The sequence below is a fragment of the Streptomyces sp. NBC_00414 genome (assembly GCF_036038375.1).
GTDB lineage: Bacteria > Actinomycetota > Actinomycetes > Streptomycetales > Streptomycetaceae > Streptomyces.
This window is the reverse complement of sequence record NZ_CP107935.1, coordinates 4,461,962-4,478,957: the sequence shown is the minus strand read 5'-3', so window position 1 is coordinate 4,478,957 and position 16,996 is coordinate 4,461,962. Positions and strand designations below refer to the sequence as shown.

16 protein-coding genes and 1 tRNA gene are annotated in these 16,996 nt (G+C 70.3%); 9 read left to right on the top strand and 8 right to left on the bottom strand.

Annotation, left to right across the window (positions count from 1 at the left end):
- Nucleotides 1-251 precede the first annotated feature (251 nt).
- From OHS59_RS19195 to OHS59_RS19180, 4 genes are all read right to left on the bottom strand, one after another.
- Nucleotides 252-1,094, bottom strand: a complete 843-nt coding sequence (locus OHS59_RS19195) for an S-methyl-5'-thioadenosine phosphorylase (protein WP_328494630.1) — start codon at nucleotides 1,092-1,094, stop codon at nucleotides 252-254.
- 97 nt (nucleotides 1,095-1,191) lie between these two features.
- Nucleotides 1,192-1,539 carry an FmdB family zinc ribbon protein gene (locus OHS59_RS19190; protein WP_328494629.1) on the bottom strand — a complete coding sequence of 116 codons (348 nt, stop codon included), beginning with the start codon at nucleotides 1,537-1,539 and terminating at the stop codon, nucleotides 1,192-1,194.
- A gap of 68 nt (nucleotides 1,540-1,607) precedes the next feature.
- The gene (locus tag OHS59_RS19185) at nucleotides 1,608-2,939 is read right to left on the bottom strand and encodes an MFS transporter (RefSeq protein ID WP_328494628.1); all 1,332 of its coding nucleotides are present in this window, start codon (nucleotides 2,937-2,939) and stop codon (nucleotides 1,608-1,610) included.
- A gap of 300 nt (nucleotides 2,940-3,239) precedes the next feature.
- Entirely contained in the window at nucleotides 3,240-4,763 is a 1,524-nt protein-coding gene (locus OHS59_RS19180) for a potassium/proton antiporter (RefSeq protein WP_328494627.1), read from the bottom strand.
- Between the two features lie 221 nt (nucleotides 4,764-4,984).
- On the opposite strand from OHS59_RS19180, the gene OHS59_RS19175 reads away from it, so the two are divergent.
- Nucleotides 4,985-7,771, top strand: a complete 2,787-nt coding sequence (locus OHS59_RS19175) for a penicillin acylase family protein (RefSeq protein ID WP_328494626.1) — start codon at nucleotides 4,985-4,987, stop codon at nucleotides 7,769-7,771.
- A 70-nt stretch (nucleotides 7,772-7,841) separates the two neighbouring features.
- On the opposite strand, the gene OHS59_RS19170 is transcribed toward OHS59_RS19175, so the two are convergent.
- Nucleotides 7,842-8,456, bottom strand: coding sequence for a 5-formyltetrahydrofolate cyclo-ligase (locus tag OHS59_RS19170; RefSeq protein ID WP_328494625.1), 615 nt, complete (start codon nucleotides 8,454-8,456; stop codon nucleotides 7,842-7,844).
- 94 nt (nucleotides 8,457-8,550) lie between these two features.
- On the opposite strand from OHS59_RS19170, the gene galU reads away from it, so the two are divergent.
- The 7 genes from galU (at nucleotide 8,551) to OHS59_RS19135 (ending at nucleotide 14,444) form a co-directional block, all read left to right on the top strand.
- Entirely contained in the window at nucleotides 8,551-9,453 is a 903-nt protein-coding gene (gene galU / locus OHS59_RS19165) for a UTP--glucose-1-phosphate uridylyltransferase GalU (RefSeq protein ID WP_328494624.1), read from the top strand.
- Between the two features lie 4 nt (nucleotides 9,454-9,457).
- Nucleotides 9,458-10,780 (top strand): molybdotransferase-like divisome protein Glp, encoded by a 1,323-nt coding sequence (gene glp / locus OHS59_RS19160; protein WP_328494623.1) that lies wholly within the window; start codon nucleotides 9,458-9,460, stop codon nucleotides 10,778-10,780.
- A gap of 73 nt (nucleotides 10,781-10,853) precedes the next feature.
- Entirely contained in the window at nucleotides 10,854-11,333 is a 480-nt protein-coding gene (moaC, locus tag OHS59_RS19155) for a cyclic pyranopterin monophosphate synthase MoaC (RefSeq protein WP_328494622.1), read from the top strand.
- Nucleotides 11,330-11,941 carry a MogA/MoaB family molybdenum cofactor biosynthesis protein gene (locus OHS59_RS19150; protein WP_328494621.1) on the top strand — a complete coding sequence of 204 codons (612 nt, stop codon included), beginning with the start codon at nucleotides 11,330-11,332 and terminating at the stop codon, nucleotides 11,939-11,941. The genes moaC and OHS59_RS19150 overlap by 4 nt, the downstream gene beginning before the upstream one ends.
- 26 nt (nucleotides 11,942-11,967) lie before the next feature.
- On the top strand, nucleotides 11,968-12,597 hold the full coding sequence (locus OHS59_RS19145) for a GNAT family N-acetyltransferase (protein ID WP_328494620.1): 630 nt from the start codon (nucleotides 11,968-11,970) through the stop codon (nucleotides 12,595-12,597).
- A 177-nt stretch (nucleotides 12,598-12,774) separates the two neighbouring features.
- Nucleotides 12,775-14,226: a gephyrin-like molybdotransferase receptor GlpR gene (locus OHS59_RS19140; RefSeq protein ID WP_328494619.1), complete on the top strand. Its 1,452-nt coding sequence runs from the start codon at nucleotides 12,775-12,777 to the stop codon at nucleotides 14,224-14,226.
- 144 nt (nucleotides 14,227-14,370) lie between these two features.
- A tRNA-Ala gene (locus OHS59_RS19135) sits at nucleotides 14,371-14,444 on the top strand.
- Between the two features lie 111 nt (nucleotides 14,445-14,555).
- Here the strand turns inward: OHS59_RS19135 and OHS59_RS19130 are convergent.
- Both OHS59_RS19130 and OHS59_RS19125 read right to left on the bottom strand, forming a co-directional pair.
- Nucleotides 14,556-14,864 (bottom strand): hypothetical protein, encoded by a 309-nt coding sequence (locus tag OHS59_RS19130; RefSeq protein ID WP_328494618.1) that lies wholly within the window; start codon nucleotides 14,862-14,864, stop codon nucleotides 14,556-14,558.
- Nucleotides 14,865-14,873: 9 nt separating this feature from the next.
- Nucleotides 14,874-15,350: a GNAT family N-acetyltransferase gene (locus OHS59_RS19125; RefSeq protein WP_328494617.1), complete on the bottom strand. Its 477-nt coding sequence runs from the start codon at nucleotides 15,348-15,350 to the stop codon at nucleotides 14,874-14,876.
- A 59-nt stretch (nucleotides 15,351-15,409) separates the two neighbouring features.
- Here OHS59_RS19125 and OHS59_RS19120 point away from each other — a divergent pair, with 59 nt between their 5' ends.
- Nucleotides 15,410-16,240 carry an exodeoxyribonuclease III gene (locus tag OHS59_RS19120; protein ID WP_328494616.1) on the top strand — a complete coding sequence of 277 codons (831 nt, stop codon included), beginning with the start codon at nucleotides 15,410-15,412 and terminating at the stop codon, nucleotides 16,238-16,240.
- Between the two features lie 66 nt (nucleotides 16,241-16,306).
- Here OHS59_RS19120 and OHS59_RS19115 read toward each other — a convergent pair whose 3' ends face one another.
- Entirely contained in the window at nucleotides 16,307-16,930 is a 624-nt protein-coding gene (locus OHS59_RS19115; protein ID WP_328499274.1) for a MerR family transcriptional regulator, read from the bottom strand.
- Nucleotides 16,931-16,996 lie beyond the last annotated feature (66 nt).

Genomic DNA, 16,996 nt, shown 5'->3' with positions numbered 1-16,996 from the left:
ACGTCCGCCCCCACACACCCGGCAGCCGACGACGTACCGGGAGCGGGCCGTGCCGGTACGTCGAAAGCCCGCCGCGTAGGGCTCCTCCAGGAAGGGGCGCCCGACAAGACCAAGAGCAGTACACCCGGGGGCGGCGGGCTCGACGTACCGGCACGGCCCGCTCCCACCCCCGCCGCACCCCACCCCGGCCCCCGCCGCACCCCCCGGCCCCCGCCCCGGCCACACACCCCCGAGGCGCCGACGAGACCCCACTACGGCAAAGCAACCCCCGGATCCATCCCGCCCAACGCCGAAGCACACAGGCAGTCCCGCGAGCCACCGTCCGGCAGCCCGGCAACCGCGTCGAACAGAACGCCCCTCAACCGCCCCACATTCGCCGCGAACACCTTCAGCACCTCGTCGTGCGAGACGCCCTCCCCCGCGGCGGCCCCCGCATCAAGATCGGTGACCAACGTCATCGACGTGTAGCAGAGCTCCAGTTCACGGGCGAGCGCCGCCTCGGGATGCCCGGTCATACCCACCACGGACCACCCCTGCGCCCGGTACCAGAGCGACTCCGCACGGGTCGAGAACCGCGGCCCCTCGATCACCACGAGCGTCCCGCCGTCGACGGCCTCCCACTCCCGCCCGCGCGCCGCAGCGAGCGCGACCTCCCGCCCGACGGGGCAGTACGGATCGGCCAGCGACACGTGCACGACGTTCGGCGTGCCGCCCCCGGCCAACGGCACCCCGTCGAAGTACGACTGCGCCCGGGACTGCGTACGGTCCACGAACTGGTCCGGCACGAGCAGCGTCCCGGGTCCGTACTCGGGGCGGAGCCCGCCCACCGCGCACGGCCCGAGCACCTGCCGCGCCCCGACGGAGCGCAGCGCCCACAGATTGGCCCGGTAGTTGATGCGGTGCGGCGGCAGATGGTGCCCGCGACCGTGGCGGGGGAGGAAGGCGACCCGCCGCCCGGCGATCTCGCCGAGGAAGAGGGAGTCGCTGGGCGGCCCGTAGGGGGTGTCCACCTGTATCTCGGTCACGTCGTCGAGGAACGAATAGAAACCCGACCCGCCGATGACGCCGATCTCGACGTTCTCCGTGTTCGCCATGGACGGCACCCTAACGGGGCCCGGAAACGCCGAAGACCCTGCCGTGCGCGTGAGGCGCGACGACAGGGTCCCGTAAGAAATAGGGCGCGAGAAGGCGTCAGGCGGCGTTGCTGCCGGAGGACGAACTCGTGGACGACGACTTCGAGGACGACGACTTCGAATCCGACGAGGACGACGAAGACTTGGAGTCCGACGAACTGGACGGCTTCGAGTCGGACGACGAGCCCGAGGACTTCGAGGCCGTGGCAGGGCTGCTGCTCGACGACGAACCGCGGCTGTCGTTGCGGTAGAAACCGGAGCCCTTGAAGACGATGCCTACTGCGGAGTACACCTTCTTCAGGCGGCCACTGCATTCGGGGCACACGGTCAGGGCGTCGTCGGTGAACTTCTGCACCGCCTCAAGGCCTTCGCCGCACTCGGTGCACTGGTACTGGTAGGTCGGCACTTGTCTTCCTCCTGGCACTCTCACTCAGTGAGTGCTAACGACGGTCCATAGTGACGTATTCCTCGGGATCAGTCCACTGCCACCGGCACACGGTGACCCACGCCACGTGCGACGGTACGGCTCACGGCGGGGGGAGCGAGCCGTGAACGCAGGGCCACCAGGGTCCCCAGGGCGAGCAGTGTGCCGCCCATCGGGACCAGGAAACCGGCCCCGTCCCACAGGCGGTCCTCCAGCTGCCCGGCGATCATGACAGCGGCCGCCTGGCCGAGTGCTACCGCGCCCGTCAGCCAGGTGAAGGCCTCGGTGCGGGCGCCTGTCGGCACCAGCGCCTCGACCAGCGTGTAACCGGTGATCAGGGCGGGTGCGATGCACATGCCGACGAGGAGACCGGTTCCGGCGAGGACGATCACCGACTGCGCCGCCCACAGTCCGGAGGCGGTCAGCGCCAGGGCCGCGTACCCGATGAGGAGGCGGCGGCGCGGGGCCACCTTCCAGGCGATCGCTCCGCAGACGATGCCGGAGAGCATGTTGCCGGCGGCGAACGTCCCGTAGAGGACGCCGTTCAGGCCGGGCTCGCCGATCGACTCGCTGAACGCGGCCAGCGAGACCTGCATGCCGCCGAAGACGGCGCCGATGCCGAGGAAGGCCACGATCAGCACCCGCACGCCGGGCACCGCCAGCGCGGAAACGGGCTTCACGCGCGCGTGCCCACCGTCACCGACCCCTGAGCCACCGCCCACGCCATTCACGCCCGCGACCCCCACGGCAGGCTGGGTGCCCCGCTGAGCGGCGAACAGCAGGCCGCCGACCAACGTCAGCGCGGCCTCCGTGACCAGCCCCGCCGCCGGATCCACGGCGGTGCACAGCGCGGTGGCGACGAGCGGCCCGAACACGAAGGTCAGCTCGTCCGTGACGGACTCGAAGGCCGCCGCGGTCGTCATGAGGGGCGAGCCCTGGAGTTTCATGCCCCAGCGGGCCCGCACCATGGGCCCGACCTGCGGCACCGAGGCACCGGTCGGTACGGCGGCCACGAACAGCGCCCACAGGGGAGCGTCGGCGAGGGCCAGCGCGGTCAGGGAGAGGCCCGCCAGGGTGTGGACGACGACGCCGGGGAGCAGCACGGCCCGCTGGCCGTGCCGGTCGGCGAGACGGCCCGTGAAGGGCGCGAACAGCGCCATGGCGACCCCGGTCACGGCGGCGACGGCGCCGGCCGTTCCGTACGAGCCGGTGGTGTGCTGCACGAGCAGCACGATGGAGATGGTCAGCATCGCGAACGGCTGGCGCGCGGCGAAACCGGGGAGCAGGAACGTCCAGGCGCCGCGCGTACGCAGCAGCTGTCCGTATCCCGGGCGCTTGGAGACCGGAGTCCCGGTGGTCTCCGGGGTGACCGTGGATGCCACGGCCGTGCCTTTCTGCCGCCTGGTAGCGCGGCCCCTGTGGTGGGGCGCGGGGCGCCGAGAGCTGTCCTCTTGCGCGGAACTGCGGTAGATACCGGGCCGCCCACGGGGAGGGGCACCGCGGCCGCCATACGGTCGCGCCAGCACTGCGTCAGGCAGAGTTGGTTCGATCAAGTGTGCCTTGATGATACAGGGCCGAACGAGGTCCGACCTGTGAAAACCAGCACTTTCCAGTCGGCCGCCTGGGTTTCACAACGCGCCGACCCCGACCTCAGCCCCGCCCCGCCCCGCCCCGCCCTTCGGTCAGCGATCCCCGCCGGTCCCCAGCCAGTCCGCCAGTTTTCCGCCCTGGCCGACCGCGCGCAGGCGCCGCTCGGCGGCGTCCCGGACGGGGTCCGTGGCCACCACGAGCAGCTCGTCCCCACGCCGCAGCACGGTCGTGGGCAGGGGGACGAACGATTCTCCACCGCGCACGACGAGTGTGACCGCGGCCCCCGCGGGCAGCCGCAGCTCGTTGATCTCGACGCCGTGCATCTTCGAACCGTCCGGGATGGCCACGGACAGCAGGTGCCCGCGCAGCCGCTCCAGCGGCGCCGACTCGATCCCCAGGTCGGCGGTCTCCGAGTCGGACTTGGACAGGCCCAGCTTCCGGGCCAGCCAGGGGAGCGTCGGTCCCTGGACGAGGGTGTAGACGACGACAAGGACGAAGACGATGTTGAAGATGCGACGGCTTTCCTCGATGCCGCTCACCATCGGGATCGTCGCCAGGATGATGGGCACGGCGCCGCGCAGCCCGGCCCAGGACATCAGGGCCTGTTCCTGCCAGCGCATACGGAACGGCAGCAGGGCCACCACGACGCTCAGCGGTCGCGCCACCATGGTGAGTACGAGGCCGATGACGAGCGCCGGCCAGATGTCGTCGCCCATCTCGTGCGGGGTGACGAGCAGGCCGAGCAGCACGAACATGCCGATCTGGGCGATCCAGCCGAGCCCGTCGGCGAAGCCGCGGGTGGCGGGCCAGTGCGGCAGCTTGGCGTTGCCCAGCACCATCGACGCCAGGTACACGGCGAGGAACCCGCTGCCGTGGGCCAGGGCCCCGGCCGCGTACGCGGTGACCGCGATCGCCATGACGGCGATCGGGTAGAGGCCGGAGGCGGGCAGTGCCACGTGCCGCAGCCCGTACGCCCCCAGGAAGCCCACCGTGAGCCCGATGAGCGCTCCGATGGTCAGCTCCAGCGCGATCTCGCCGATCAGGTGGTACCAGTGGTCCACCGGCCCGGCCGTGGAGAACGCGACGACGAGGATGACGACCGGGGCGTCGTTGAACCCGGACTCGGCCTCCAGGATGCCCGTCACGCGCGAGGGGAGGGGCACCTTCCGCAGGACCGAGAACACAGCTGCCGCGTCCGTGGAGGACACCACCGCGCCGATGATCAGCGCCTGCCGCCACTCCAGCCCGATCAGATAGTGGGCCGCCGTAGCCGTGACGCCGACGCTCACCGAGACGCCGACGATGGCCAGTGAGGAGGCGGCCGGGAGTCCCGGCCTGACCTCCTTCCACTTCGTGCCCAGACCGCCCTCGGCGAGGATCACGACGAGGGCCGCGTATCCGATGACCTGGGTCAGCTCGGCGTTGTCGAAGTGGACGTCGCCGATGCCGTCCTGGCCCATGGCGACGCCGATGCCCAGGTAGACGAGCAGGCTGGGGAGCCCGCTGCGCGAAGAGATCCGAACCGCTGCCACCGCGACGAGCAGAACGAGCGAGCAGACGAGCAAGAGCTGGTTGAGGTGGTGGACAGTCAGCGGCTGGTCCTTTCTCGCTGTCACGAGTAGCCCGGTTTTCAACTACTTCGATGATTCAACTACTTCGTTACCTTACCTAACTCTTGACGCTTTCTTGACACTTGCCAGGGCAAGATCGAACTTTCGTCCGCTCGGGTTCCCGACACCGCGTCAAGCCGGGGTTGGCCCTGCGCCTATGGTTGCTCCAGCGTTCAGTCAACTGGACAAGCCCGTCTGCCGCTCGCGTGAGGACAGCAAGGACAGCGATGCCCCCCAACACCACCGCATCTTCCGGTCAAAAGCCCGGCAAGTCCGGCAGGAAGAAGGGGCGCAGAGCCCGTCTGGTCCTGATCGTCCTGGTTCTGGCCATCATCGGCGGTGTCGCCTACGGGGCGTTCTGGAGCATCAGCACCGTCCGCGCCTCCTTCCCGCAGACCAAGGGTTCCATCACCCTCGACGGTCTGTCGGGACCCGTGGACGTCAAACGGGACGGCTACGGCATCCCGCAGGTCTACGCCTCGACCGACGAGGACCTGTTCATGGCGCAGGGCTACGTCCAGGCACAGGACCGGTTCTACGAGATGGACGTCCGCCGCCACATGACGGCCGGCAAGCTCTCCGAGATGTTCGGCAAGAGCCAGGTCGACAACGACGAGTTCCTGCGCACGCTCGGCTGGGAACGGGTGGCGGAGAAGGAGTACAGGACCGAGCTGTCCGCCTCGACGAAGAAGTATCTGCGGGCGTACGCCAAGGGGGTCAACGCCTACCTGAAGGGCAAGGACGGCGCGGACATCTCCCTGGAGTACGCGGCCCTGGGCTTCACCAACGACTACACACCCAAGGCGTGGACGCCGGTCGACTCCGTGGCCTGGCTCAAGGCGATGGCCTGGGACCTGCGCGGCAACATGCAGGACGAGATCGACCGGTCCCTGATGACCAGCCGTCTCGGCCCCAAGCAGATCGCCGACCTGTACCCGGAGTACCCGTACGACCGGAACAAGCCGATCGTGCGGGAGGGCCAGTACGACACCGTCACCGGCGAGTACTCGCAGGACAGCACCGGCACAGGTACCGGCACAGGCACAGGCACAGGCACCGCCGGTACGCAGTCCACGGCGGGCACCGGGCTCACGAACGGCACCGAGGCCCCCACGGGACTGGAGAGCCAGCTGTCGGGCCTCTACAAGGTGCTGGACGACGTTCCCGAGGCCGTCGGCGTGAACGGCAACGGCATCGGCTCCAACTCCTGGGTCGTCGGCGGCAAGCACACCATCAGCGGCAAGCCGCTGCTGGCCAACGACCCGCACCTGTCGCCCTCGCTGCCGTCGGTCTGGTACCAGATGGGCCTGCACTGCAAGAGCGTCTCCGAGAAGTGCCAGTACGACGTCTCCGGGTACACCTTCGCGGGCATGCCCGGTGTGGTCATCGGCCACAACAAGGAGATCTCCTGGGGCATGACCAACTCGGGTGCCGACGTCACGGACCTGTACCTGGAGAAGCTCACCGGGGACGGCTACGAGTACGACGACAAGGTGCTGCCCTTCACCACCCGCAAGGAGCGGATCGACGTCGCGGGCGGTGCGAGCAAGACCATCGTCGTCCGGGAGACCAACAGCGGACCGCTGCTGTCCGACCGCGACGACGAACTCGTGAAAGTCGGCAAGAAGGCCGGTGTCGACAGCGCGGCCCCCGACCGCGGTGACGGCTACGGCATCGCCCTGCGGTGGACCGCCCTGGACCCGGGCACCTCGATGGACGCCGTCTTCGCGATGAACAAGGCCACCGACTGGACGAGCTTCCGCAAGGCGGCCGCCCTCTTCGACGTCCCCTCGCAGAACCTGGTCTACGCGGACACCGAGAACAACATCGGCTACCAGCTGCCGGGCCGGATCCCGATCCGCAACGAGGGCGACGGCTCGCTCCCGTCGCCCGGCTGGGACTCCAAGTACCGCTGGACCGGCTACATCGACCAGGACGAACTGCCGTACGAGTACAACCCCGAGCGCGGTTACATCGTGACCGCCAACCAGGCCGTGGTCGACAAGGACAAGTACCCGTACACGCTGACCACGGACTGGGGCTACGGCACCCGCAGTCAGCGGATCGCCGACCTCGTCGCGTCGAAGATCAAGAACGGCGGCAAGATCTCGACGGACGACATGCGCCAGATGCAGCTCGACAACAGCAGTGAGATCGCCAAGCTGCTGGTGCCCAAGCTGCTCAAGATCGACGTGCCCGACAAGGACGTCCGCGAGGCGCAGAAGCTCCTGGAGGGCTGGAACTACACCCAGGACGCCGACTCGGCCGCCGCCGCGTACTTCAACGCGACCTGGCGCAACATCCTCAAGCTCGCCTTCGGCAACAAGCTGCCCAAGGAACTGCGGGTCAAGGGCCAGTGCCTGTACGTCGAACCGGCCGACTCCACCGGACCTGTGGACGACGACGACGACAAGGTCCGCGAGTGCGGCCAGCGCGACGCGGACAGCGCCCAGCCGGACGGCGGCGACCGCTGGTTCGAGGTGGTCCGCAAGATCCTCGACGACGAGGACAACGACTGGTGGTCGGCGCCCAAGACGCGCACCGACAAGGCCGTCGACACCCGTGACGAGCTGTTCGCCCGGGCCCTCGCGGACGCCCGCTGGGAGCTGACCGCCAAGCTCGGCAAGGACCTCGACACCTGGAGCTGGGGCCGGCTGCACCGGCTGTACCTGAAGAACCAGACCCTCGGTACCGAAGGCCCCGGTTTCCTGCAGTACATGCTCAACCGCGGCCCGTACAACATGGGCGGCGGCGAGGCGGCGGTGAACGCCACCGGCTGGAACGCGGCGGGCGGTTACTCGGTGGTCTGGGTGCCGTCGATGCGCATGGTGGTGAACCTCGCCGACTTCGACAAGTCCAAGTGGATCAACCTCACCGGAGCCTCCGGGCACGCGTACAGCGCCCACTACATCGACCAGACGAGCAAGTGGGTCAAGGGCGAACTGCTGCCGTGGGTCTCCACGAGCCGGGCCGTGGACAAGGCCACGTCGGACACGCTCGTACTGCAACCCTGAGAAGCATCCGTGAAAGGGCCCTCCACGCACGCGTGGAGGGCCCTTTCGCACACCGGGGTGCTCCGGAGGGTCAGCGGAAGCGGTGCACCCCCGACGGGGTCACCGCCGCGTGCACCGGCCGGTCGTGCGGCTCCTCGGGGACGTGGCCCACCACTTCGGAGTCGTACAGCAGCACCACGAGGGCCGGATCCGCAGCCGCCCGCTCCAGCCGCGCGAGCACCCGGTCGTACGATCCGCCGCCGCGCCCCAGCCGCATCCCGCGCCCGTCCACCGCCAGGCCGGGCAGCAGCACGGCGTCGGCGCCGAGTACGGCCTCCGGGCCCAAGTGGCCGCCCGCGGGCTCCAGGAGGGTCATTTTTCCGCCGTGCCGGACGCGCACGAGCGAGTCCTGGCCCTCGTAGGGGCCCCAGTCGAGGTCGTTGTCCGCGAGGAGCGCCGGGAGCAGGACGCGCACGCCGCGCGCGTGGAGTGCGTCGAGGAGCGCGCGGGTGGCCGGTTCGCTCCCCACGGAGACATACGCCGCCACGGTGCGCGCGTGCGCCAGTTCGGGCAGCTCCAGCGCGCGGGCGGCGAGCACGGTCCCCGATTCCCGCACGTCATCGGCTGTCAACCGGTTCCTCACCGTGAGGATCCCGCGTCGCAACAATGGCTTGCCAGAGTCCTCTTCGGGCCCCAGGTCACTCATAGACTTGTCCCGTACCCTTCATAATGCGCTCATATGAGAGCGAATTAACCGGAGCCACAGATTCCCTACAAAGGCACCGGATATGGTGTCGGGCATGACTCAGTCGCACCCAAGGATCAGCAAGGCTGTCATCCCCGCAGCAGGTCTCGGCACCCGGTTCCTGCCGGCCACCAAGGCCACTCCCAAAGAGATGCTGCCGGTCGTGGACAAGCCCGCGATCCAGTACGTGGTCGAGGAAGCCGCATCCGCCGGCCTCGATGACGTCCTCATGATCACAGGCCGCAACAAGCGCCCTCTTGAGGACCACTTCGACCGCAACTACGAGCTGGAGTCGGCCCTTCAGAAGAAGGGTGACGCCGGCCGGCTCGCCAAGGTGCAGGAGTCAAGCGACCTCGCCACCATGCACTACGTCCGCCAGGGCGACCCCAAGGGCCTCGGCCACGCCGTGCTGTGCGCCGCCCCGCACGTCGGTCACGAGCCCTTCGCCGTACTCCTCGGCGACGACCTGATCGACCCGCGCGACCCGCTCCTCAAGCGCATGGTCGACGTCCACGAGCAGTACGGCGGCAGTGTCATCGCGCTCATGGAGGTCGAGCCCGAGCAGATCCACCTCTACGGCTGCGCGGCCGTCGAGGTCACCGAGGACAGCGACGTCGTCAAGGTGACCGGCCTCGTCGAGAAGCCCGACCCGGCGGACGCCCCGAGCAACTACGCGATCATCGGCCGCTACGTCCTCGACCCCCACGTCTTCGACATACTCCGTAAGACCGAGCCCGGCCGCGGCGGCGAGATCCAGCTCACCGACGCCCTCCAGCAGCTCGCGGACGACGAGAAGATCGGCGGCCCCGTGCACGGCGTCGTCTTCAAGGGCCGCCGCTATGACACCGGTGACCGCGGGGACTACCTGCGTGCCATTGTCCGACTCGCGTGCGAACGTGAAGACCTGGGCCCGGACTTCCGGGCCTGGCTTCGCAGTTACGTCACCGAGGAGATGTAGCAATTTGAGCACCGCCGCGACCCGTGTCACCGGCAAGGACCACCTCTGGTCGGTGACCGAGCACCTTGAGGACATCCTCGCGACCGTGCGGCCCCTCGACCCCATCCAGTTGCAGCTCCTCGACGCCCAGGGCTGCGTCCTGGTCGAGGACGTCATGGTGCCGGTGTCCCTGCCGCCCTTCGACAACAGCTCGATGGACGGGTACGCGGTCAGGGTCGCCGATGTGGCGGGCGCGAGCGAGGAGTACCCGGCGGTCCTCACCGTCGTCGGCGACGTGGCGGCGGGCCAGTCCGAGCTGCTGCACGTGGGCCCCGGCCAGACCGCCCGCATCATGACGGGCGCCCCGCTGCCGCCCGGCGCCGAGGCGGTCGTCCCCGTGGAGTGGACCGACGGCGGCCTCGGCGAGGGCCCCGTCTCCGGGATGCGCGCCCGCAGCACGTCCCCCGAGGGCGCCACGGGACAGGTGCACGTCCACCGCCCGGCGGGAGCACGCGCGCATGTACGCGCGAAGGGCAGCGATGTGCGGGCGGGCGACCGCGCCCTGTCCGCGGGTACGGTCCTCGGCCCCCCGCAGATCGGCCTGCTCGCCGCGATCGGCCGCGGAACCGTCCGCGTCCGCCCCCGCCCGCGCGTGGTGGTCATGTCCACCGGCAGTGAACTCGTGCAGCCCGACGGTGAGTTGGAGTCCGGCCAGATCTACGACTCCAACAGCTACGCGCTGTGCGCCGCCGCCCGCGACGCCGGAGCGATCGCCTACCGCGTGGGCGCCGTCGCCGACGACGCCGAGACGCTCCGCGCCACCATCGAGGACCAGCTCATCCGCGCAGACCTCGTGGTCACCACGGGCGGCGTCAGCGTCGGCGCGTACGACGTCGTCAAGGAGGCGCTCTCCTCGGTCGGCGACGAGGACGAGGCGGGCGGCGGCATCGAGTTCCGCAAGCTCGCCATGCAGCCCGGCAAACCCCAGGGCTTCGGCACCATCGGCCCCGACCACACCCCGCTGCTCGCCCTCCCGGGCAACCCCGTCTCCTCGTACGTGTCCTTCGAGCTGTTCGTGCGCCCCGCGATCCGCACCCTGGCGGGCCTGGACGACATCCACCGGCCCACCACCAGGGCGATGCTCCGCACGGACAAGGCACTCACCTCGCCCGCCGGCCGCCGTCAATTCCTGCGCGGCCGGTACGCGGACGGGGAAGTGACGCCCGTCGGCGGCGCCGGATCCCACCTGATCGCGGCCCTCGCGCACGCCGACGCGCTGATCGTCGTCCCGGAGGACGTCGAGTCCGTGGAGCCCGGCACCGAGGTCGACGTGGTCCTCCTCGGCTGACCGGGCCGGGTTGGGGGTACCGTGTCGCGCACGACAGGCACGACCGGGAGCGCCGCCACAGCATGAGTACGGCATGAGTACGCAGGACAGACTGACCCACATCGACGAGGCGGGTGCCGCCCGCATGGTCGACGTGTCCGAGAAGGACGTGACGGCACGCACCGCCCGCGCGAGCGGCCGCGTCCTGGTCTCGCCCCGCGTGATCGAGCTGCTGCGCGGCGAGGGGGTGCCCAAGGGCGACGCCCTCGCCACCGCGCGCATCGCGGGCATCATGGGCGCCAAGCGCACACCGGATCTGATCCCGCTCTGCCACCCGTTGTCGGTGTCGGGTGTCAAGCTGGACCTGTCGGTCGCGGACGACGCCGTCGAGATCCTGGCCACCGTGAAGACCACCGACCGCACGGGCGTCGAGATGGAGGCCCTCACCGCGGTCACCGTGGCGGCTCTCACCGTGATCGACATGGTCAAGGCGGTCGACAAGGGGGCGGTCATCACGGACGTGCGCGTGGAGGAGAAGACCGGCGGCAAGTCGGGCACCTGGAGCCGGACATGACGAAGACCCCGGAGAACCCAGAGATTCCGGAGACCCCTAAAGCACCGGCGGCACCGGCGGCACCGGCGGCACCGGCCGAGCCGCCGATCGGAGGCGCGCTCACCGCCCCGTACAGCGCACTCGTGGTGACGGCCTCGAACCGCGCGGCGGCGGGCGTCTACGCGGACAGGGGCGGTCCGCTGATCGCGGAGGGGCTCGCGAAGTTCGGGTTCGCCGTCGACGGCCCCTGGGCGGTCCCCGACGGGGACCCCGTCGAGAACGCGCTGCGGGTGGGCGTCCGGGCCGGCTACGACGTCATCGTGACCACCGGCGGCACAGGCATCTCGCCCACCGACCGCACGCCGGAGGCCACGCGGAACGTGATCGGGTACGAGGTGCCGGGCATTCCCGAGGCCATCCGCGCGTTCGGAAGGGAGAAGGTGCCCACGGCATCGCTCTCCCGAGGTCTCGCCGGGGTCGCGGAGGGGACACTGATCGTGAACCTGCCGGGCTCCACCGGTGGGGTCAAGGACGGCCTGGCCGTCCTCGAACCCCTCCTGATCCACGCCGTCGACCAGCTCCGCGGCGGCGACCACCCCAGACCCAGCGGCAGTGGGGGTGCGAGCTGAACAGCCCATCCTGGCCGGTCGAGCTGGTGCACGGCGATGTGGTCCTCAGGCCCATAAAGCTGCGCGACCAGCGAGCCTGGCGCGACGTCAACCGGCGCAACCGGGACTGGCTGCGCCCGTGGGAGGCGACCATCCCGCCGCCCACGCCCAGCGGACCGATCGCCCACCGGCCGACGTACCGGCAGATGGTCCGGCATCTGCGCGCCGAGGCGAACGCGGGGCGGATGCTGCCGTTCGTCATCGAGTACCAGGGGCGGCTCGTCGGACAGCTGACGGTCGCCGGAATCACCTGGGGCTCCATGTGTTCGGGCCATATCGGCTACTGGGTGGACGAGGCTGTCGCCGGACGCGGGGTCATGCCGACGGCTGTGGCGCTTGTCTCCGACCACTGCTTCCGAACCGTTGGTCTGCACCGCATCGAGGTCTGCATTCGGCCCGAGAACGGGCCCAGCCGACGGGTCGTCGAGAAACTCGGATTCCGTGACGAAGGCATCCGTCCGCGTTATCTCCACATCGACGGCGCCTGGCGCGACCACCTCGTCTTCGCGCTCACGGCCGAGGAGATCCCCGAAGGACTGCTGGCCCGCTGGCGGCGGACGCGCACGAGGAAGGCGTCCGAAAACTCACCTCGGGACACACCTCGGAACACGGCGTAAATGAAATAGGTGTTCGAAAATGATCGGGGATCGACCATCCTCGGGCATTAATTTCGTGCTCTCGGCGGCCAGCTGATCGCATCGGTCACAAAAAAAGCTCGAAATATCAGCCAGATCGTGCGACACACCGGCCCAATTGGCAGATGGCCTCATGCAAACCCCTCTACCGTGTGAGGCGTGAGCAGCAGCGGCCTCATCTACGCAGTCATTGTCGGGGCCTGGGCCGCCTACTTGGTGCCGATGTGGCTCCGTAGGCAGGACGAGCTGAACGAGGCCCGTCCGACGGAACGCTTCAGCACCGCCATCCGGCTTCTCTCCGGACGGGCGGGCATGGAGCGCCGATACGCCAAGGACCTGCAGGCGCGCTCCACCGACGAGGGGGAGCACCGCGCCGACCCGGACGGCGTCACCGACTCGGTGGACGTCCGGGCCTTCGCCATGCCTCCGACGCGCCGGGAAGTACGGGCCGACGTCGACGAGGCGCGAGCTTCGCGGGGCGCGCGTGATGCGCGTGCTGCGCGCGACGCCCGGGACGCGCGCTCCGAGGCGCAGCAGGCCCAGGCCCAGGCGCAGCAAGCCCAGGCGCAGGCACAACAGGCGCAGCAGGCTTTCAGACAGGCGTCACGGCAGGCGGCCGCGACGGCGCCCGAACCCGGCTCCCAGGCCACGGCCCACCCCGCGCCCAAGCAGGGCCGCGCGGCGGGGGGTCGGCCAGTGCCCCAGCAGGGCGCCAAGCCCTCGTCGAACGGATCGACCGGCTCGAAACCGAACGGGCCGAAGGGGTCGAAGGGGTCCAACGGTTCGAACGGGGCGACCGCGTCGTCTCCCGCGCGACGGGCCGCCGCCGCGGAGGCAGCGGCTCGCGCCCGGCGCTCCAAGGTGCTCGCGCGCCGACGGCGTACGACCGTCGTCCTCTTCTTCGCCTTCACGCTCGGTGCGGTCGTCGCGGCCGTCGGCGGACTCGCGTTCCTGTGGGCGCCCGGGGTGCCCGCGGTGATGCTGAGCATCTACATCGCGTATCTGCGCTCGCAGGAGCGTCGGCGCTTCACGTACGTGATGGACCGCAGGCAGGCCGAGGCCGCGGCGCAGCGCCTGCGCGAGCGGCAGCCGCGCCGGCGGCCCCCGGCCGACCCGGGAGCCGCCGACGAGCCGGAGGACGGACCCGAGGCCGACACCGACCCCGGCATGTCCGCGCTCGCGGCGGACCGCCGTGCGCTCGTCGAGCAGACCGACCACGCGGAGTGGGTCGACCAGCAGCGCGAGCGCCGGAACGGGCCCGCCCGCGGCGAGAGCTGGGACCCCGTCCCGGTGCCCCTGCCGACGTACGTGACGGCGCCGGTCGCCCCGCGCGCGACGTCCGACGTCGACCTGGGAGCGCCCGACGCGTGGAGCTCGGCCCGGTCCAGCACGGTCGAGCCGAACGCGGACCGTCCGACCGCCGAGGCGACGGAGGCGGCCGGGACGGCCGAGGCGGAGGAGGAGCCGGGCGAGCCCGACGGGGACGACAACTTGGACAACGCCGCGGACGTCCGCCGCGCGGCCTCGGCCCGCCGGGCCCGCGAACGGGGCCGCACGCCGCTCTTCGACCAGTACGAGGACGGCGACCGGCCACGCGCCGCCAACGAGTGACGACAGCGGTGACGGCACCAGTGGCGACACCAGTGACGGCACCTCAGAAGTCCGCCGAAAGCCCTGCCCCTGACCAGCGGGAGAGCCACCGGGAACGGATTTCCAAGCACCCGGACCGGGATGCTAGAGTTTCACTCGTTGCAAGGGCCTGTGGCGCAGTCTGGTAGCGCACCTCGTTCGCATCGAGGGGGTCTGGGGTTCAAATCCCCACAGGTCCACCGCAGCTCAGAACCCCCGCCGGGGAGATCCGGCGGGGGTTCTTTGGTGTTGATGCTGGGCGGCGGCCAAGGGTGTGGCTGCGCGTCAGCGGGTCCTGTCCGTGGGCGGGGTCAGTAGGTGATGACCCTCCAGCGCTCCACCCACCGCAGCCACTCGCCGGCCGTGCCGCGTACCAGGACGCGGTCCGCCTCGACCTGCCAGACCGTGCCGTAGAGCGTGGCGTGCGGGAGGTCCACTCTTACGATGTCGTACACGTCCACGTCGGTCTCGACCGGCCGGGACCAGGTGTGCCCGCAGCGGTCGCAGGCGTAGCCGACCGAGTCGCGTCCCTCGATGGACACGGGGCTGCCCGGCCGGACCGCCCCGGCGGAGCACCGCGGGCACGGGTCGGCGGTGTGCGCATCCACTGATCGGGACATCGTCCGTCCTCACAGGAGCTTCGCGTAGCAGCGGCTGTCCTCGTGGAAGCGGTAGTGGCCGAACTTCACGCAGGGCTCGTAGCCGCTGGACGCGTACAGGGCGATGGCCTCGGGCTGCTTGTTGCCGGTCTCCAGGACCATGCGGGTGCGGCCCGCCGCGCGGGCGTCGGCCTCCAGGGCCCCCAGGATGCGGCGGGCCAGGCCGTTGCCACGGGCCTCCTCGATCACGAACATGCGCTTCAGCTCGGCGTCGCCGTCCGAGTAGCCGTCGTCGTTCTTGTCCTGGGTGCGCCAGCCGCCGGTGGCCACGGGCCGGTCCCGGTCGTCGTACGCGATCAGGTAGAGGCCGAGCGGCGGCTCGAACATCGACGGGTCGAGCGGAGTGACGTCACCCTCGTCCCCGTAGCGCACGGCGTACTCGCCCTGCACCTCGTCGTTGAGCTTGACGGCGTCGGGGTGGTCGAAGGTGACCCGGCGTATATCCATGCTAAGTATCGTACTTCTATGCAGTAGGAGGGACTGGAGGGGTGCGGTGTGCTCCTCCAGTGTGCCGGTATCGTGCCCGGGTGCTGACTGTGACCTCTGTCAATGTGAACGGGCTCCGAGCCGCCGCCAAGAAGGGCTTCGTGGAGTGGCTGGCGGAGACGTCCGCCGACGTCCTGTGCCTCCAGGAGGTACGGGCCGAGCCCGGGCAGCTCCCGGAGGACGTACGGCAGCCGGACGGGTGGCATGTCGTGCACGCGCCCGCCGCCGCGAAAGGCCGGGCCGGCGTCTCCCTCTACACGCGCCGCGAGCCCGACCGCGTCCAGGTCGGCTTCGGATCCGCCGAGTTCGACGGCAGCGGTCGCTATGTCGAGGCCGACCTGCCCGGCGTCACCGTCGCCAGTCTCTATCTGCCCTCCGGTGAGGTCGGGACCGAGCGGCAGGACGAGAAGGTCCGGTTCATGGGCGAGTTCCTCACCTACCTGAAGGGGCTGCGCGTGCGGGCCGCCGCCGACGGACGCGAGGTCGTCGTCTGCGGCGACTGGAACATCGCCCACCAGCCGGCCGACCTCAAGAACTGGCGCGCCAACCGGAAGAACTCCGGCTTCCTGCCGGAGGAGCGGGAGTGGCTGGGGCAGGTCTTCGACACGGCGAAGGGCGGGGGCGGGTACGTGGATGTCGTACGCGCGCTGCATCCGGACGTGGACGGGCCGTACTCGTGGTGGTCGTACCGGGGGCGGGCCTTCGACAACGACTCGGGGTGGAGGATCGACTACCAGGTCTCCACGCCCGGTCTCGCGGCCCAGGCCGTCAAGGGGTTCGTGGAGCGGGCGGCGACCCACGGGGAGCGCTGGTCGGACCACGCCCCGGTGACCGTGGTCTACGACAGGTGACCGATGACCGATGACCGGCGGGGCGCGGCCCGCTGAGGCCGCGGCGGCCGTGGGTGCCTGTGGCGCTTACGGCCGCTTCTGCAGGCGTCGGTCCAGCGCCATCGACAGTTCCGCCTCCACCACGCTCTTCGCCAGCGGGCGCAGGCGTCGGAGGTCCTCCGGGGTGCGTTCCGGGGTGAGGACCAGGTCGGTGAACAACTCGGCCAGGGCGTCCGCGTGTTCGCGTACGCGGTGGGCCGCGGAGAGGATGTCCGCGAGCGGGATGCCCTCGCGGACGAGGGCCGCCGAGGACTCCAGGAGCCGGCGGCTGATGTGGACGATGTCCGATCCGTCGGTGGCGAGGTAGCCGAGGTCGAGGGACGCGGCGAGGTTCTCCGGGGTCGCCTGGCCCGCGAAGACGTCGGCCAGTTCCTCGGGGGAGAGGCGGACCGGGGTCTCCTCGGTGGGCGCGCCGAGCCCGAGCAGTTCGCCCACGTCACGGCCGTGGTCGAAGGCCTCGGCCAGCTCCGCGATGCCGTTGAGTGTGTGGCCGCGCTCCAGGAGTGCGGCGATCGTGCGCAGCCGGGCGAGGTGGTCCTCGTCGTACCAGGCGATGCGGCCCTCGCGGCGCGGTGGCGGGATCAGCTTCCGCTCGCGGTAGAAGCGCAGCGTGCGCACGGTGATGCCGGCCTCCCTGGCCAGCTCCTCCATTCGGTACTCCCGCTTGTCCGCCACACCGGCACCCTATGTCGTACCGCCGGTAACTTTCCTGCGTGC

Bases quoted from the DNA above. Each gene is read 5' to 3' on its own strand.
- galU (WP_328494624.1), top strand. From the start codon at position 8,551: ATGACTCAGTCGCACCCAAGGATCAGCAAGGCTGTCATCCCCGCAGCA.
- OHS59_RS19195 (WP_328494630.1), bottom strand. From the start codon at position 1,094: ATGGCGAACACGGAGAACGTCGAGATCGGCGTCATCGGCGGGTCGGGT.
- moaC (WP_328494622.1), top strand. From the start codon at position 10,854: ATGAGTACGCAGGACAGACTGACCCACATCGACGAGGCGGGTGCCGCC.
- OHS59_RS19115 (WP_328499274.1), bottom strand. From the start codon at position 16,930: ATGGAGGAGCTGGCCAGGGAGGCCGGCATCACCGTGCGCACGCTGCGC.
- OHS59_RS19125 (WP_328494617.1), bottom strand. From the start codon at position 15,350: ATGGATATACGCCGGGTCACCTTCGACCACCCCGACGCCGTCAAGCTC.
- OHS59_RS19170 (WP_328494625.1), bottom strand. From the start codon at position 8,456: ATGAGTGACCTGGGGCCCGAAGAGGACTCTGGCAAGCCATTGTTGCGA.
- OHS59_RS19175 (WP_328494626.1), top strand. From the start codon at position 4,985: ATGCCCCCCAACACCACCGCATCTTCCGGTCAAAAGCCCGGCAAGTCC.
- OHS59_RS19150 (WP_328494621.1), top strand. From the start codon at position 11,330: ATGACGAAGACCCCGGAGAACCCAGAGATTCCGGAGACCCCTAAAGCA.
- OHS59_RS19130 (WP_328494618.1), bottom strand. From the start codon at position 14,864: ATGTCCCGATCAGTGGATGCGCACACCGCCGACCCGTGCCCGCGGTGC.